Raw genomic sequence first — 17,276 nt, 5'->3', positions numbered from 1 at the left:
TCTCCGGCTCTCCCGCTCTCCGGCTCTCCGGCTCTCCGGCTCTCCGAGACTTTCAGCGACTTTCCGATGATCTCCCCTACGACGAACAGCAGGAGTACACCGGCATGGCCACCTTCACGTACGTCGCGACCGCCCCGGACGGGCGGCGCGCCACCGGGCGGCTCCAGGGCTCCAGCGTCGACGGCGTCACCGACAGCCTGACCCGGCAGGGGTACGAGGTGAGCTCGGTCAAGGCCGCCGGCCGCGACCTGCTGCGCCTCGAACTGACCGCGCGGAAGGTGGACCTGGTCGCGCTGAGCGACTTCTCCCGCCAGATGGGCGCCTTCATCAAGGCGGGTGTGCCGCTCCTGGACGCCCTCGGGATCATCCACGCCGAGACCCGGGACAAGAAGCTGCGCGAGGTGCTCGGCGACGCCATGGACGCGCTGCGCTTCGGCGAGAGCTTCGCCGGCGCGATGGGCGTCCACGCCAAGGCGCTCCCCGCGTTCTACGTCTCCGTCCTCCGCTCCGCCGAGGCGACCGGCGAACTCGACGTGGTCATGGCCCAGTTGGCCGGCTACATCGACCGGGACGTCGAGGGCAGGCGCACGGTCCGCTCCGCGCTCACCTATCCGTCCCTGGTGATGGTGCTCGCCGTCGCCGTCGTGCTGGTCCTCGTCGTCTTCGTCCTGCCGCGCTTCAAGCAGTTCTTCGAGTCCTTCCACGCCGAACTCCCCCTGCCCACCAGGATCCTGCTGGGCTTCACCGACTTCCTGACCGCCTGGTACCCGGTCATCGCGGGCGCCGCCGCCGTGCTCCTCGTGGGCCTGGCCGCCGCGCTGCGCACCGCCCGGGGGCGGCTGCTGCGCGACCGGGTGCTGCTGCGGACGCCGGTGCTCGGGGACGTGGTCCGCTATCTGGTCATCGAGCGGTTCTGCCGGATCCTCACCTCGATGATCAAGGCGGGTGTGCCGATCCCGGAGGCGCTGAGCCTGGCCGGCGCGGGCGCCGACAACCTGGTCTTCGAGCGGGCCATCGCGACGGCCCGCAAGGAGATGCTCGAAGGCGGCGGCATGTCCCGGCCGATCGCCCGCACCAAGCTCTTCCCCGGGGCCGTCACCCAGATGATGCGCGTAGGCGAGGAGACGGGCACCCTCGACGAACAGCTCGCCAACGTCTCCGACTTCTACGAGAAGGAGCTCCAGCACAAGCTCAAGCGGCTGACCAGCCTCTTCGAGCCCGCCGTGGTGGTCATGGTCGGCGTCGTCGTGGGATTCGTGGCCGTCGCCCTGCTCTCCGCGATCTACGGCGTCTACAACCAGGTCCAGGTCCCGTGACCGGCCCGGCCCCCCGCGCACGCCGCGACCGCCCGCGCCGAGGCGACGAGGGCGAGACCCTGATCGAGGCGCTCGTCGCCGTCGTGCTCATCGGCGTCGCCTTCGTGGCCGTCCTCGGCGGCATCGGCACCTCGATCATCGGCTCTGGTGTCCAGCAGCGGCTCACCACCACCACCTCGCTCGTCCGCACCGCCGCCGAGAAGGCCATCGGCGCCCCCTACGTGCCCTGCGCCGCCGGGTACCCGGCCCCGGCGCCGCCCGCCGGGTACACCGTGACCGTCGAGATCGCGTACTGGGACGGGGTCGGCGCGTTCGTCCCGGACTGCCCGGCGGCCGACACCGGCGTGCAGCGGGTCACCCTCACCGTGCGCGCGACCGGCCCCCGCTCCGGGAAGGACGCCGTCCTCGACGTGGTCAAGCGGGCGGGGGCCCCGTCATGACGGCCCGACGGCCCTCCGGAAGGGCGGAGTCGGGGTTCACCCTGACCGAGCTGCTGGTCACGATCGTCATCGTGGGTGTCATCGGCACGCTGCTGTCCCGGGCGTTCGTCATGGGGCTGCGGTTCACCGCCGACACCGAGCGGCGGATCTCCGCGACCGGCGCGGCGGGCGCCCTCAACCGCTTCTTCTACGGCGACGTGCAGAGCGCGGACCGGGTCAGCACCGCCCCCGCCTGCGGCGTCACCGACGTCATCGTCCGGCTGAGCGGCGGCGGCACCGATGTCGTCTACACGTACGAGCCGTCCACCGGGACCCTCACCCGCGTGAGGTGCACCGGCGAAGGAACCGTCACCACCATGCCGCTGGGCCGCCTCCCCGCCGCCCCGCAGGACCCCCCGGTGACGCTGAGCTGCGGTGCCGAATCCCCGTGCACCTCGCCCCTGGAGGTAACGCTGACCGTGCGGAACGACCCCGCCGCGCCCCCGACGGCCCTCACCGCCGTGCGCCGATCGGGCGCCTCATGACCGCCCGCCGCCCGCACGGCCGCCATCCGCTCCCCCGCCCGGACCGCCTCGCGACCGGCCGTCGCCGTCGGCCCGACGACGAGCGGGGTGCGACGCTGATCCTCGCGCTCGCGTTCGTGATGATCTTCACCTTGGTCACCGTCTCGGTGCTGTCCCTCGCCACCGCGGGCCTGACGGCCGCGCGCACCCAGGCGGGACAGGGCGAGCTCGGCTACGCCGCCGACGGCGCCACCCAGCTCGCCATCGACCGCTTCGCCCAAGGCAACCCCTGCGCCGCGTACACCGCCCCGCCGCTCAACGGGCGCCGGATGACGGTCCATTGCGACCCGCTCGACTCCTCCCCCGAGACCGCCCGCGCCACCCGGCCGCAGGACGCGCTGCGCGCCCTCGGCGAGGGCACCGGGGACGGCGTCGAGGTGACGGCGCCCGGACTGCGCGTGCAGGGCTCCGTGTTCTCCCGTACCGGCATCACCACCACCGGCGGCGGCTCGATGGTGGTCGCGGGCGACGTCTCCGCCGTCGGGAACTGCTCCCGCGCCGTGACCCAGCCCCGGCTGCCCGCCTCCCGCACCCCGTACACGCGCGGCTGCGCCGACGACACCCCGCCGGCCCCCGCCGACGAGGCCGTGGGCACCGACCCGGACCTCGCCCCGCCCGCCACAGCCGTCCCGGTCCGGCGGACCGTCCCCGCCTGCCCCCGCTCCGGCTCCGGGCCCGGCTCGTGGCTGGTGCGGCTGCTCCCCGGCTCGTACGACGACGCGAGCGCCCTCGGCCGCCTCACCGGCGGCGACTGTCCCGGCGCCGTCGTCTGGCTCCAACCGGGCCTGTACTACTTCGACTTCGGTTTCACCGGCGGCCCCGCCCTGTGGACCGTCGACGACCCGACCGTCAGCGTGGTCGGCGGCACCCCGGCGGGCTGGTCCCCCGAGGCCGCCACCCGCCCCGCCGTCCCCGGACCGGGTGGCTGCGACCGGACCCGGCCCGAGGGCGTCCAGATCGTGATGGGCGGCGCCAGCCGCCTCCAGGTCGACCGTGGCCACGCCGAACTGTGCGCCCCGGTGACCCCGGGCGCGCAGCAGGTGGCCGTGTACGGGGTCCAGCCCCCGAAGCCGTCCCATACGCTGCGGCCGACGCGGGTCGTCACCAACACCGGCTTCACCGAGCCCGGTCAGGCCCTGACCGGCGGCGAGCGGCCCACCCGCCCCGGCTGCCCGCAGCCCACCGGCACCGAGGGCTGCACCGCCGACGCCGCCCTCGACGCGGACCGGAGCCGGACCGCGTCGATCCAGTTGGCCGGCTTCACCCCCGGGGTACCGGCCGGCTCGCTCGTCACCGGCGCGACCCTGCGCGTACGGCACGCGGAGAGCGGCGGCCTCACCGCCCGGGACGCGGTCACGGTCACCACCGCCGTCGGCGGCGAGACCTGCCGCACCGACGCGCTGCCCCGGCACACCGAGCTCACCACCGACCCGGCGATCGACCTGCTCGGCGCCTGCGGGCTCACCGACCCGGCCCGCCTCGGCGCCCTGACGGTGGACTACACCGCCACCCTGGACGCCGACGGCACCGCCGCCACCGCCCGGCTCGACGGCGTCTGGCTGGAGGTCGCCTACCGCACGCCCACCACCTTCAAGCCGACCGGCGTGCTCGCCTCGGCCGGGTTCACCGCCCCCGACGCCGCCCTGGAGATCGGCGAGCAGCCGACGGCCGCCGTGGCGGGCGCCGAGCTGAGCCCGGCGCGCCCCACGGCCTCGGCCACGCTCTCCGGCTTCGTCCTGGCCCCGCTGCCCGCCGGGACGATGGTCCGCTCCGTCGTGCTGCGGGTCGCCCACCGGGAGACCGGCCGCGCCGCCGCGCCCCGCGTCACCGTCACCCCGGCGGGCGGCGGCACCCGCTGCACCGGTCTGCCGCTGCCCGCGCGGACCGACCTCGCCGACGACCGCGTCGACCTCACGGCCTGCGGCATCACCGGGGCCGCCCAGCTCACCGGGCTGACCGCGACCTACACCGCCGGGCTCGACGAGGACGGCGGCGCCACGGGCACGGCCTCCCTCGACGGCGCCTGGCTCGAAGTGGTCCACGACCCGCCGCCCGCCCGGCCCGCGACGAGCGCGGAGTCCGCGAGCTTCCGGCCCGCCGCCGACGCCCGCGCGATCGACGGCACCGACACGGCAGCCGCCGCGCTCGACGCGGCCACGCCGACCGCCGCCATCGGCCTCGGCGGCTTCGACTCCCCCGCCCCGGCGCCCGGTTCGGCCGTGGACCGGGCCGTGCTGCGCGTCGCGCACCGCGAGGACCCCGGCACGCCCGACGGGCCCCCGCCCGCCGTCACGGTCACCCTGGCCGGTCCCGGCCTGCCCCGCGCCTGCGCCACCGCGCACCCGCTCCCGGCGCGCCGGGGCGCCCTGGGCACCGACACCCTGGACCTGGTCGCCCTGTGCGGGATCACCGACACCGCCCAACTGACCGGCCTGGCCGTGACGTACACCGCCACCCTCGGCAGCGGCGCCGCCACCGGCACCGCCCGCCTCGACGGCGTGGAACTCGACCTCGCCGACCGCCCGCCGCTCTCCGTCCGCCCCGCCACGGCGACCGGGGCCACCGGGCCCGGCACCGCGCCCTTCGCGGCCCCCGAGGACGCCCGGACGATCGACGCCGCCCCCGCGACCGCCCGGCTCGGCCCGACGGCCCCGTCCGCCTCGCTCCGGCTCGGCGGCTACGCCGTACCCGCCCTGCCGGCGGGCGCGGCGATCGACCGGGTCCGGCTGCGCGTGGCCCACCGCGAGGACGCCGGCACCGCCCCGAAGCCGGACCCGGCCCCGCCCGCGCGCCCGCGGCCGCCCGCCGCCGTCCTGACCGTCTCCGGCACCGGCACGGCGTGCGACGCGGACCACGCCCTGCCCGCCCGCGAGGGCGCGCTCGGCCTCGACGTCATCGACCTCACCGCCTGCGGGGTCACCGCGCCGGAGCAACTGGCCGCGCTCGCCGTCACGTACACCGCGACGGCGGGCGACGGCGGCGGGAACGTCGACGGCGGGGAGGCGACCGCCGGGCTCGACGGGGTCGCACTCGACCTGGTGTTCCGGGCCCCGTCCGTCCGCCCGCTGTCCGGCTGCCTCACCGAGGGCTCCCGGTGCCCGGTCCTGAAGTCGACCGACACCGCCGACACCGCCACCGACCGCAGCCGCCTGCTGGTCAACGGCACCGTGTACGCGCCGACCGGCGCCGTGGACCTCGCCATGAGCCGGGTCGCCTCGCAGGTCGTCACCCGGGGCGTCGTCGCCCGGAGCATCCGGCTCGGCGTCCGCCCGGCGCCCGGCTACCTCCGCCCGGTCGTCGGCGTCCCGCCGGAGCCCGTCGCCTTCACCACGTACCCGGCCGTCTCCGCGCGGCCGTCGACCGCGACCGCCGCCACCGGCTTCGCCGCCCCGGTCCCCGGCGCGCCCGCCGACGTCACGGCCGCCACCCTCCCCGGCGGCGGGACCGCCTCCCTCACCCTCGGCGGCTACCGGGTGCCCGACCCGGCGCCGGACGGGGCGCTCGACCACGCCGTCCTGGAGATCGCGCACCGCGAGAGCGGCGACGTGGCCTCGGTGCAGGTGTCGGCGGAGTTCGCGGGCAGCACCTGCGCCGGGGCCGGGGCGCTGGACCTGCCGGTCCGCCTCGGCGCGGACGCCCCGGTCGCCGACCAGCTCGACCTGGCGCCGTGCGGGCTGACCCGGGCCGCCCAACTGGCCGGGCTGCGCCTGACCTACACCGTCACCGCCGGGGGCGGCGGGGCGACCGCCCGGCTCGACGGCACCCGCGCCGACCTGCTGTCCCGGCCCCTGCTCCGGGCCGCCGTGTCCTTCGACGGCCGCACCGCCACCGTCGGCGCGTGGACGGTACTGCCGTGACGCCGCCCCAGCCCCCGTCCCCGTCCCCCACCCCCGTACACGTACACGTACATCCCTGAGGAGAGCACCATGTCCGGTCCGAGTGCCGAGGTCGTCGACGGGCTCCTCGGCGAGCTGTGGGAGCGCGGCGGCAGCGACCTGCTGCTGACCGCCGGTTCCGCGCCGTTCCTGCGCGTCGACGGGGCCCTGCGCCCGGTGCCGGGCGCCGCGCTGAGCGAGCCGGAGGCCGACCGGCTGGTGACCGGGGTGCTGGGCGAGGAACTGACCGAGCGGTTCCGCCGCGAGAGGCAGGTGGACTTCGCCTTCACCTGGGGCGAGAAGGCCCGGCTGCGCGGGAACGCCTTCGTGCAGCGCGGCGCCTCGGCGCTGGCGCTGCGGCTCATCCCGTACGAGGTGCCGTCGCCCGAGCGGCTCGGGCTGCCGCCCGTCGCGGTCGGCTGGGCGGGGCTGCCGCGCGGTCTGGTGCTGGTCACCGGGCCGACCGGGTCGGGCAAGTCCACGAGCCTGGCCGCCCTCCTCGACCACGTCAACACGCACCGGGCCGCGCACATCCTGACCATCGAGGACCCGATCGAGTACCTGCACCGGCACAAGGGCTCGGCCGTCAGCCAGCGCGAGGTCGGCACCGACACCGACTCCTTCCCCGCCGCGCTCCGTTCGGCGCTGCGCGAGGATCCCGACGTGCTGCTGCTGGGCGAGATGCGCGACCCGGAGAGCGTCTCGGCGGCGCTGACCATCGCCGAGACCGGGCACCTGGTCTTCGCCACCCTGCACACCAACGACACCGCGCAGACCCTCGACCGGATCGTCGACGTCTTCCCGGCGGAGCAACAGCCGCAGATCCGGCTCCAGTTGGCGCACACCCTGGCCGGCGTCCTGAACCAGACGCTCATCCCCCGGATCGGCGGCGGCCGGGTGGCGGCCTTCGAGGTCCTGGTGGGCACGTCCGCCATCCGCAACCTGATCCGCGAGGGCAAGACCCGGCAGATCCGCAACCTCATCGCGACCGGCCACCGCGACGGGATGCAGACCCTGGAGACCGGCATCAACGCCCTGGTCGCCGCGGGTGTCATCGCGTACGAGGAGGGCGTCCGGGCCACGGCCCACCCGGAGGAGATCCACCGCCCCCACGCACGGGCGGCGGGGCCCGGCGCCTAGAGTCGGGGCGTGGAAGAAGTCGGTTTCGCACCCCAGGAGTTCGGCGGCCCGGCGCGGCCGTCGGAAGGACCGCCCGCGGGCGCCGAGCTGTGGCTGGTGCCGCCCGGGGCGGTACCCGAGGGCGCCGAGGTGCTCGACACGGCCGAGCGGGAGCGGGCGGGGCGGTTCCGGCGGGCGGTGGACCGGGAGATGTACGTGGCGGCGCATACCGCCCTGCGGGTGCTGGCCGGGGCGTACCTGGGGCGGGCGCCCGAGGGGCTGGAGTTCGCGCGGCTGGACTGCCCCGGGTGCGGCGGGCCGCACGGGCGCCCGGTGCTGGCCGGGGCGGGGGCCGGGCTGCACTTCTCGCTCTCGCACAGCGGCGGCCTCGGCCTGCTCGCGTTCGCGCCCGTGCCGGTCGGCGTGGATGTGGAGGGCGTCCCGGAGCCCCGTACGGTCGGCCAGGTCGCGGACGCGCTGCACCCGGCCGAGCGGCGGGAGCTCGCCGCCCTCGACGGCGCGGCGCGCGCGGCGGCCTTCGCGCGCTGCTGGACGCGCAAGGAGGCGTATCTCAAGGGGACGGGCCAGGGCCTGTCCGGCACCGGCTTCGCCGACACGCTCGTCGGCACGGGGCCCCGCCCGGTGGCGCCGCCCGGCTGGACCCTCACCGACGTCCGCGTCCCGGTCGGCTTCGCCGGTGCCTGCGCGGTGCGCGAGGGGGCGTAAAGGCGGCTCAGCGGCTCAGCGGCTGCGCAGGTTGGGGAAGCCCGACGGGAGCGGTACGAGTTCGTCGTCGTCCAGCGCGACGACCCAGGCGGCCCCGTCGGCGACGACCGAGGGCCGTGACCCGTGCTCGGAGCGGCGCCGGGTGAGGGCCACGCACACGTACTCGTCCGGCTCCGGCACCGGCAGCCGCAGGGTCCGGGCGGTCTCCCGGCCGCGCGGGTTCCCCCGCAGGAGGAGGAGCCCCTCCTCGCGCAGGGCGCCGCCCGCGAGGCGCACGGTCCGGTCCTCTTCCTTGGCGCGGACGAAGGCGCGGAGGGTGGAGGCGGCCACCCGGCGGCGCGTGACGCTGCGGAAGAGGGCGGCGGTGCGGGCCACGTCGTCGGGTTCGGCCAGGATCCCGTCCCGGGTCTCCGGGTCGAGGCCGAGCAGGACGTTCTCCGGGAGCGGCGCTTCCCGGTGCAGCCAGAGGACGGCGCCGCGCAGCGCCTCTTGTGTGAGGACGAGGCCGGTCTGCGGGTCGCCGGGCGCCAGGTGTTCGGGGCGCAGCCGCAGCAGGCCCGCCGACCAGCGGGCCCGCGCGTCGTCCGCGCCGACGAGCAGGAACACGCCCCCGGCGTTCTCGGGCCGGAAGCCCCGCCAGTCGCGCCGGAAGGAGAAGCGCACGCCGAACGGCAGGTCCCCCTGCGGGCGCGGCCAGCGCAGACCGCCCGGCGGGGACGGGGCCGTCCGGTCCTGCACGAAGGGGAGGGAGCGGGTGAGCCGGGGTGGCAGCCATCGCTCGACGCGGCCGGGTCCGGTGGTGACGGGGCGGCCGGTGACCGGCGTCTCGGGCAGGGCGTCCAGGGCCTCGCGCAGCAGTCCGGCGAGGTGCCGCCCCTCGGGGTCGTGCTCGTTGAACACCAGTCCCAGGGCGATGAGTTCGCCGTCGATCGCGGTGAGGTCGAGGCGCGGGGTGAGGATCACGCAGACCTCGTCACCGTTGCCGGTGCGCACCACGTCCTGGCCGAAGCCCCTCGGGAAGTCGGTGTCCCGCAGCAGGTCGAAGACCTCCGGGGAGACGCACAGCGTGACGTCGTCCGGGTGCTGCGCCGACAGGCGGGCGAACTCGACGGAGTGGAGCATCGACCGGGCGTACTCGGCGCCCAGGCCCGGGAACGGGTCGTCGGCGCCGCTGCGGGCCGGGCCGGTGTGGGCCGCGATCCGGGGCACCGCGCCGTCCAGGCGCGGGGGCAGCCGCTCGGCCAGCTCCCGCAGGACCTGGTGGGCGGGGGCGGCCGTGTCGAGGAGCAGCAGCACGTGGCCCGCGGTGGTGTGGACCTGCCTTCGGTCGAGGGCGAGGTCCGCCAGGACGCCGAGGGCCGCCGCGGCCAGGCGCTCCGGTTCGGCGCCGCTCAGGGCGACGAAGAGCCTGTCGGGCGTGGGGTGTTCGGGTGCCGTGGCGCCGTCCAGGAGCCGCCGGGCCGTCCGGGCCCCCTCCTCGTCGCCGGCCGCTTCGAGGAGGGCGAGGGCCCGCCGGGCCGGGGCCGCCGCCTCGGCGGGGCGGTCGAGGAAGAGCAGCGTGTCGGCGAGCCGGACCAGGACCCGGCCCTCCTCGTCGGGCAGCCCCCGGTCCGCGAGGTGCCGGGCCAGCCGCCGCTGGACGGCGCCCAGTTCGGCGTAGTCGCGGGCCTCGGCGAGGGCTTGTTCGAGGCAGCGCAGGGCGTCGGCGGTCTCGGGGCTGCGGGCGGTGGCGCCGACGTCCAGGTAGGCCAGGGCCTCCTCGGCCCAGGAGACGGCGGCCCCCGTCGTCTCGGATCCGCCGCCGAGCGAGAGCCGGGCGAGCAGGAGCGCGGCCGGGCCGTAGGTGGCGGCGTCGCCCTGGAGCTGGAAGCTGCTCGCCTTGTGCAGGGTGTCCCATGCCTCGCGCGGGCGCCGGGCGGCGTACTGGGCGTGGGCCAGGGCGACGACGGCCCGGACCCATGCCTCGTCGGTGAGCAGCGAGCGCCGGTCGACGAGCGAGCGGGCGGCGTACGTGAAGCCTGCCCGGTACGTGAGGGCGGCGCCGGTCTCGTGGAGGAGGAGCAGGGTGTCGGCGTCCGGGCCGGCGGCGCCGGGGCGGGCGGGGACCAGCGCGTTGGGGATCCACACCTCGGGGTGCGGTACGGGCGCGGGGGTGACGCCGAGGAGGGCGGGCAGGGCGCTGCCGGGGTGCCGGTCCTCGCGGAGCGCGGCGGCGGCGGCGCGGTGGAGGCGGGTGACGCGCTCGCGGGCGGCGGCGCGGCCGGGGTCGGGGTCGGCGGGCGCCTCGCGCTCGACCTCGACGTGGACGGCGCCGGGGAAGGCGTACCGCTCGGGTCCGGTGCGTTCCAGGAGCGCGGACCGGAGCAGGGCGTCGAGGAGGCGGGCCGTCCCGGCCGGGGTGCCGTCCAGGGCGGCTTCGGCTTCCTGGCGCGTGAACTCCCCGGTGCCGACGCCCGCGAGGCGCGCCATCGCGCCCCAGGTACGGCCCCCGGAGACGCGGTCCGTTTCGAGCAGGTCCCGGATCAACCGGACGGGGTCCAGGGCGTGTTCGCCGGTGACGCGGTAGCCCGGGAAGCCGCGCAGGGCGAAGTCCGTGTCGGCCGCGGTGGCGAGCACGCCGCCGAGGAGGCGCAGCGACAGCGGCCACCAATCGCCCCCGCCGACGAGCTCGGCGGCCCGGTCCGGGGAGGCGTACGGGCCCATGGCGGCGGCGAGCACGTCGGCCGCGTCACGGCCCTGGAGGGGCGGGAGTCGGAGGCTTCCGTACCCGCCGTACCCACCGGCCCCGCTGTCGGGGTCCTTCGGCTGGTCGCGGCTGGTGACGAGGACCGCGCAGCCCGGCGGCGGGTCGGCGAGGGGGCGGGGCAGGTCCTGGCCGCCGCCCAGGTCGTCGAGGACCAGCAGGACCCGCTTGCCTTCGAGCGCCGTGCGGAGCGCCTCGACGAGGCTCCGGACGCCGTCCGCCGGGCGCACGTCGGGGATGTCCTCCTCGGCGACCCCCGCACCCCGCAGCATCCGGTGCAGCGCCGCCTCGACGGGCAGCGGGTGCGGGGTGGAGCCGCGCATCGGTACGAGGACGACGCCGTCGGGGAAGTCGGGGCGGAGCCGGTGCGCCACCTGGCGGGCGAAGGCGGTGCGGCCGGCGCCGGGGACGCCGTCGCGGGCGGTGACGCGCAGCACCCGTACGGTCCCGTCGGCGAGGTCGCGGACGGCGTGTTCGACGAGCTCTGTGTGGCCGACGAAGGCGTCCGGGGCCGGGGGCCCGTCGGGCTCGTGGGGACGGCCGGGCCCATGGGCCCCCTCGGCACCGGCCCCGCCTTCGGTTGCTCCGGATCCCTCGGGCTCGGCGAAGCCGAGGAGCTCCAGGGTGCGCCGCGAGGCCCGCGCGAACGCCTCCTTCTCGGCGGCCCAGTCGCGCGGCCCCGTGCCGTCGCCCGCGACGGACGGCAGCCGGCCGGGTCCCGGGCCGTGCTCGGCGACGTACCGGTCGAGCTCCTGGTGGACGGCCCACAGTTCGTGGGCGGGCAGCCGTTCGCGCAGCACGCTCTGGGCGGCGGGCGGCAGCACGAGCTCGACGCCTCCCGCGGCGTCCTCCTCCGTCTCGAAGACCCCGCTCGTGACGACCTCGGCGATGTCGGCGATGCCCGCCTCGGGGACCAGCTGCTCGCGGAGCAGGTGGAGCAGCCGCAGGCTGAGGCGGTCGAACGGGGAGCAGAGCACGGCCAGCCGGGCCGCGCGGGGCGAGGCGGTGCGCAGCAGGTTGGCGGCGAGGACCTCGGGCGGCAGGGGGCTCGCGGCGGGCCGCGCGGCCCCGGGGAGGCGCCCGGTCGGCGGGACGAGCACGGCGGTGCACCCTTCGGGCGCGCCGCGCATGAGGGCCTGGGACCAGCGGCCGAGGGAGTGCGGGGTGAGCGAGAGCACGGGGACGGGGAGCCAGGCGGCGGAGGCGGGTGCGGTGGGCGGGCCCGGCGGGCCCGGCGGGCCGAGGAGCGACGGTGGTTCGACGGGGCCGCGGCTGCGGTGGGCGCCGGGGGCGACGGGGAGGAAGCGTCCGGTGGGGAGGTTGAGGCCGCCGCGGCGCCAGAGGCGGGTGGGCAGCGGGTTGAGGATGGCGGTCGGGGTGACACCGGCCCACTCCCGCAGCAGGTGCCAGACCTCGGGGCGGCGCCAGGCCCCGGCCATGCAGTCGGAGACCACGACGACGAGCCGGCGCCCGTCGGCGGAGCGGAGCCGCCGGGGGACGAGGGGTTCGCCGGCTGCGTCGAAGGCGAGGTCGGTGACGAGCAGGGTGCGGAAGGCGCCGAGCCGGTCGAGGACGCCGGTGAACTCGGCGACGGTGTCGTGCCAGACCCGCATCCCGGGCGAGCGGTCCACGACGAGGGCGAGGTCGAACCAGCGCTCGGGCGCCGCCGCGAGGACCGGGATGAGCTCGCCGCTGCGGGCGTAGCCCTCGACGGTCGCGTCGACGTCGAGCGCGCTGCGCCGCCCCCGGGGCCAGCGCCGCATCCAGGGGCGCAGCGCGCGCGTCAGCTCCAGCGACCGGGGCAGCCCGGTGGCGCGGGGCGCGGCGACGGCGTGGCCGCGGACGCGGGTGTCGCCGCCGGTGAGCCGCTCGTGGAGCGGGCGGCTGCCGGGCGCGGGCGGTGGTCCGGCGGCCGGGTCGGGGCCGTCCGGACGGGGCGCGGGGGCGTCGGGGCGCGGCGGGCCGTCCGGGGTGCCGGACGGTCGGGCGGGGCGGTCGGCGGGGGGTGTGCGCGCGGGCCGGTCCGCGGCGGCGGTCCGGTCCCCGGCCGTGTGGGCGGCCAGCCAGAGGGCTTCCGCCAGCGCGGTGCCGTCCAGGTCGGGGACGGCGGAGCGCAGGGCGGCGAGCAGTCCGGGCAGCGGATCAGGCACGGGAGAGCTCGCGCAGGATCAGTTCCTCGACGGCCTGCCGCCGGTGCTCGTCGGGGGCGCCGGCCCCGGCGAGCAGGTGGACGGCGTTGAGGAGCTGGTCGACGGCGAGGCTCTCGCCCGCGGTGAGCCGTTCGAGGAAGACGGTGAGCAGCCGGCCGGCCTCGGGGGTGCGGGCGGTGTCGGCGCCCAGGTGGGCCTCGACGATCCGCAGCAGGGTGTCGGGGGTGGGCAGGGGCATGGTGAAGCGGACGCAGCGGCGGAGGAAGGCGGCCGGGAAGTCGCGTTCGCCGTTGCTGGTCATGACGATGAACGGGAACTCGGTGCACTGCACGCGGCCGCGCCGCACCTCGTGGCGGGCGTCGCCCTGCCATTCGCGTACGGCGACGAGCTCGGTGCCGTAGCGGGCGAGTTCGGGGATCTCGAACTCGCCGCGCTCCAGGACGTCGAGCAGGTCGCTGGGGAGGTCGAGGTCGCTTTTGTCGATCTCGTCGATGAGCAGCGCGCGGGGCCGGTCGGCGGGCAGCAGGGCGGTGCCGAGGGGGCCCATCCGCAGGAAGGGGGCGATGTCGTCGCCGTTCTCGCCGCGGTCGCCGCCTTGCCCGCCGTCGCCTCCCTGGAGCCGCTGGGCGTGGATGCGGCCGAGCGCGTCGTAGCGGTAGAGGGCCTCGGTGAGGCCGCTGCGGGAGGTGATGTGCCAGCGCAGGACGGTGCCGAGGGCGAGTTCGGCGGCGACCTGCTCGATGACGGTGGACTTGCCGGAACCGGCGGGTCCGGTGACGAGCAGCGGGCGGCGCAGCGCGAGCGCGGCGTTGACGGCCTCGACGAGGCCGGGCGGGGGCACGAACCGCTCGTGCAGGGAGCGGCGCGGGAACTCCCGCCAGGGCGGGGCCGGGGGCAGCGCGACGGGGCGCTCGGGGTCGGCCGGGGCGGCGCCGTCGCCGACGTAGAAAGGCTGCCAGGTCATGCGGGACTCTCCCCCTCCGACGGGAACGGTTCCCAGGGGGACCCTTCCCGAGCCGTGTGCTCGCGGTCGAACCATTTGCAGAATTCCAGCCATTCGTGCCCGTCCCAGACGGTGCGCAGTCCGGCGAGCCGGAGCCGTCCGGGGTCGGCGGGGCCGCAGCCGCCGCCGTCCGCCCCGGGTCCGGCACGCCGGTGCTCCCGGTAGGCGCGGCTGAACTCGGCGGGCAGGAGATGCCAGTACGTGTCCACGGAACGGCGTACGGGCTCCGGTACGGCGGTCCCGGGGGCGTCCGGGTCCCCGTCGGCGCCCGGGGCGCCCGCGCCGCCCCGGGCCGGGTTCGGCCAGAGCACGATCGGCGAGGAGGCCAGCAGGACCTCCATCAGGTCCGGCAGCTGGGCGGGCCGGTGGGCCAGGGCGACGGCCCGGCTGCGGGGCGCGGTGCGGCGCAGGCGCTCGTGGAGCTCGTCCGCGCGGCGGGTGTCGGCCTCGGCGAGCCAGTCGACGCGGCTGCCCTCGGTGTGGCCGTCCATGGCCTTGAGGGTGGTCCTGGCCTGGTCGTTGATCCACCACAGGTGCTCGGGTGGCTGGATACGGTCGCTCCAGCGCAGCACCACGTCGTGCAGGTCGCCGAGGCGCATCCCGAAGTCGGTGTCCTCCGGGCGCCAGACGGCGAGCAGCGGGGCGGGGGCGGCGATCTCGACCCGGCGCAGCGGGGCGTCGAGGGCGTCGGCGTGCCAGGAGGCCCACTTGAGGACGCCGACGAGGGCCCGTTCGACGCCGGCGCGGTCCTGTGCGGGGCAGCGGACCTCCTCGTTCCGGCACACGGTGCCGCCGTCCAGGAGCCAGACGGCGAGCGACTCGGGCCACTCGTCGCCGACGGCCGCGTGGAGGCTGACCACGAGCCGCAGCCGGGTCTCCCGCGCGCTGTCCGCGAGCCGTTCGAAGGCGTCGTTGAGGTCGATCGCGGCACCGAGGTCGTGGGCCCAGCGGCGCAGGACGGGGTCGCGCGGGTCGACCAGGGTCTCGACGGCGAGGGCGGCGACGAAGGCGGCGAGCGGTTCGGTGGGCCGCTGCCCGGCGCGTGGGGCGCGCAGCAGCAGGTACTCGACGGCGTCCCGGAGCAGTTCGCCGCCGGAGGACTCGGGCGGCGGGGCGAGCGGCGCGGGGCAGGCCACGGCGAGGGCGCGGCGCAGCAGGGCGGTGGTGAGGTCGGCGCCGGGCCAGCCGGCCAGCAGCTCCTGGGTGCGCACGGCGCCGCGCAGGGCGTGCACCACCCGGCGCGCCCAGCTCCGCCGGGGTTCGGGCAGGGCGTCCACCCGGCGGTCGAGCGCGTCCCGGCGGCGGGCGTCGGCGAAGAGGGCGGAGGCGGGGAGGGCGGGGGCGGAAGGGGCGGTGCCGAGGGCGGTGGGGTGACTGGGGGCGGTGGGGTGCCCGGGGACGCCCGAGACGCCGGGAGCACTCGGGTCGCCGGAAACGCACGGGCCTCCCATGTCACCCGTGTCTCCCGCGTCTCCCGCGTCGCCCGCGTCGCCCGCGTCGCCCGAGCCTCCCGGCTCGCCCTCACCGCCGACAGCGAGGTCGAGTTCCGCGCGGCCGACCGGGCCGAGCGGGGCGCCCGGTCCGGCGTCGCCGTGGCGGGCGTTGCGGGCGAGCCAGAGGGGTCCCGTGGCGAACAGGGCGCCGTCGTGGTCGGTGTGGTGGACGGCCTGCCCCTCGGCGCCGCCGTCCTCGCGGACGGCCCGGACGACGGCCGCGGCGGCGAGGGTCTCGCCCGCGTCGGCGATGCCCGCGTCGAGCACCTTGACGAGGGTGCGGCTGAACCGGAGCCCGTACGCCTCCTCCTCGGCGCCCGCGCCCATGAGCAGCGAGAAGCGGGTGTCGCCGCGCCGCACGCCGAGGGCGAGGGAGCCGAGGTCGGGCTGGGCGTTGCCCGCGTGGCAGGTGTCGACGAGGGCCAGCACCCCGTCGAGTCCGGGGGTGTCGAGGAGCGCGGTGAGCAGGGAGCCGACGTCCACGGCGCTCATCGGCTCCTCGGCGCGGGAGTCGTCGGCCATGAAGTAGAGCCGGGTGCCGGCGGCCATGCCGTGGCCGAGCAGGCCGAGGACGAGGACGGCCCCGGCGTCGGCGGCGGCCCGGCCCGCCCGCCGGACGGCCTCGTCGACGTCGGCGCGGGTGAGCCCGGGTCCGTACAGCAGGGTCGGGCCGTGCGGCTGCTCCTTCTCGCAGGCGCCGGCCCAGGGGGTGGTGAGGGTGTCGTGGAGGGCGCGGGCGGCCTGCTCCAGGTCGTCGAGGAGGCCGAGTCCGGGGCACTGGGCCCCGATCACCAGCACATGGCGGGGTCCGGTCATCGCTCCCCGAGGGTGGTCAGCGCCTCGACGAGCGGCCCGGCGACGGCGGGCTGGGCCAGGTACTTCGCCGCCGGGTGGACCCAGGCGCCGTCGGAGTCGACGCGGTGGGAGACCGGGCGGACTGTGTCGGCGTTGGGGCGGACGAAGGTCTCCAGGTGCGGGCGGGCGGCGACGAGGTCGTCGCGGTCCCAGAAGTTGAGCCAGCGGCCCACGGAGCCGGGTGTGGCGAGGGGGCGGGGCCGGACCCGGGGCTGGACGGCGGTGCGGATGCCGAGCGGCGAGCCGAGGGTGACGAACAGCGGGACCCGGGGCCCTCCCCCGGTTCCGGCCCCGTCCCTGTCCCTGTCCCCGGCCCCGGCCCCGTCATTCCCGTACGCGAGTTCGTGGAGGGTCTCCAGGGCGACGACGGTGCCGAGGGAGTGGGCGACGACGACGTTGGGGCCGTCCGGGTCGAGGCAGGCGGCGACGCGGGCGCGGACGCGGCGGTCCAGGGTGGCCCCGGTCGGGTCGGGCTCGGCGCGGTTGAGGTAGCGGGCGACCTGGCCGAGCATCCCGGCCGTGGTGCGGGCGCCGAGCCAGCCGCCGAGGGCGCGCAGGCCCGGGACGGCGAGCAGGGTGGTGACGGCGTTGACCGCGCGGCGGGCGGGCGCGCCCGCGCCCTGGGCCCCGGGCGGCGGGGCGAGCTGGGTACGGGCGTGCCGTAGGGCGCGGGTCTCGGCGGCGGACAGGGGCGCGGCGGGCTCGGCGAGGCGGGCGTCGACGGCGTCCAGGAGCAGCTCGGCGAGCAGTTCGTCGTCCGCGTCCCGGTCCGGTCCGGCGGCCCCGGCCCCTTGGCTGCCGGGGGTGCGGAACAGGTCGCCGTAGTAGGCGAAGCGGGCGTCGGCGGCCCAGCCTCCGGTGAGGCCGGAGGCCCGTTCCGCGTGCCCGGCGGCGCGGGCGCCCGAGGCGGCGGCCCGCAGCCATTCCTCCAGGTCGGCGGCGGCGTCGCGGGGGCCGCCGATGCCGTGGACGAAGACCAGGCGAGGTTTCATG

General features: G+C 77.4%; 10 protein-coding genes. 6 read left to right on the top strand and 4 right to left on the bottom strand.

The annotated features are described in order from the left end of the window. Nucleotides 1-104: 104 nt before the first annotated feature. From AB0C99_RS34150 to AB0C99_RS34125, 6 genes are all read left to right on the top strand, one after another. Nucleotides 105-1,316: a type II secretion system F family protein gene (locus tag AB0C99_RS34150; protein ID WP_362483499.1), complete on the top strand. Its 1,212-nt coding sequence runs from the start codon at nucleotides 105-107 to the stop codon at nucleotides 1,314-1,316. Next, nucleotides 1,313-1,756, top strand: a complete 444-nt coding sequence (locus AB0C99_RS34145) for a prepilin-type N-terminal cleavage/methylation domain-containing protein (RefSeq protein ID WP_362483498.1) — start codon at nucleotides 1,313-1,315, stop codon at nucleotides 1,754-1,756. The genes AB0C99_RS34150 and AB0C99_RS34145 overlap by 4 nt, the downstream gene beginning before the upstream one ends. Then, complete coding sequence (locus tag AB0C99_RS34140; RefSeq protein ID WP_362483497.1) at nucleotides 1,753-2,280, top strand: type II secretion system protein; 528 nt, start codon at nucleotides 1,753-1,755, stop codon at nucleotides 2,278-2,280. The genes AB0C99_RS34145 and AB0C99_RS34140 overlap by 4 nt, the downstream gene beginning before the upstream one ends. Next, complete coding sequence (locus tag AB0C99_RS34135; protein WP_362483496.1) at nucleotides 2,277-6,176, top strand: hypothetical protein; 3,900 nt, start codon at nucleotides 2,277-2,279, stop codon at nucleotides 6,174-6,176. Before AB0C99_RS34140 ends, AB0C99_RS34135 begins: the two co-directional genes overlap by 4 nt. Nucleotides 6,177-6,245: 69 nt before the next feature. After that, nucleotides 6,246-7,334, top strand: a complete 1,089-nt coding sequence (locus tag AB0C99_RS34130; protein ID WP_362483495.1) for a type IV pilus twitching motility protein PilT — start codon at nucleotides 6,246-6,248, stop codon at nucleotides 7,332-7,334. Nucleotides 7,335-7,343: 9 nt separating this feature from the next. Next, nucleotides 7,344-8,039: a 4'-phosphopantetheinyl transferase superfamily protein gene (locus AB0C99_RS34125; RefSeq protein WP_362483493.1), complete on the top strand. Its 696-nt coding sequence runs from the start codon at nucleotides 7,344-7,346 to the stop codon at nucleotides 8,037-8,039. Between the two features lie 15 nt (nucleotides 8,040-8,054). Here AB0C99_RS34125 and AB0C99_RS34120 read toward each other — a convergent pair whose 3' ends face one another. Genes AB0C99_RS34120 through AB0C99_RS34105 form a run of 4 tightly spaced genes read right to left on the bottom strand, consistent with a single transcriptional unit; the run spans nucleotide 8,055 to nucleotide 17,275 of the window. Next, nucleotides 8,055-12,932 carry a NaeI family type II restriction endonuclease gene (locus AB0C99_RS34120; protein ID WP_362483491.1) on the bottom strand — a complete coding sequence of 1,626 codons (4,878 nt, stop codon included), beginning with the start codon at nucleotides 12,930-12,932 and terminating at the stop codon, nucleotides 8,055-8,057. Then, nucleotides 12,925-13,896: an ATPase gene (locus AB0C99_RS34115; RefSeq protein WP_362483489.1), complete on the bottom strand. Its 972-nt coding sequence runs from the start codon at nucleotides 13,894-13,896 to the stop codon at nucleotides 12,925-12,927. The genes AB0C99_RS34120 and AB0C99_RS34115 overlap by 8 nt, the downstream gene beginning before the upstream one ends. Beyond that, a complete protein-coding gene (locus tag AB0C99_RS34110) occupies nucleotides 13,893-16,244 on the bottom strand; it encodes a hypothetical protein (RefSeq protein WP_362483487.1) in 2,352 nt (783 codons plus the stop codon). The genes AB0C99_RS34115 and AB0C99_RS34110 overlap by 4 nt, the downstream gene beginning before the upstream one ends. After that, nucleotides 16,241-17,275, bottom strand: a complete 1,035-nt coding sequence (locus AB0C99_RS34105; RefSeq protein ID WP_362483486.1) for an alpha/beta hydrolase — start codon at nucleotides 17,273-17,275, stop codon at nucleotides 16,241-16,243. The genes AB0C99_RS34110 and AB0C99_RS34105 overlap by 4 nt, the downstream gene beginning before the upstream one ends. Between the last annotated feature and the right edge of the window lies 1 nt (nucleotide 17,276).

Origin of the sequence: Streptomyces sp. NPDC048659, assembly GCF_040650575.1 — a bacterium.
In the GTDB taxonomy this organism is placed as follows: Bacteria; Actinomycetota; Actinomycetes; order Streptomycetales; family Streptomycetaceae; genus Streptomyces.
This window is presented reverse-complemented; position numbering and strand designations above follow the sequence as displayed.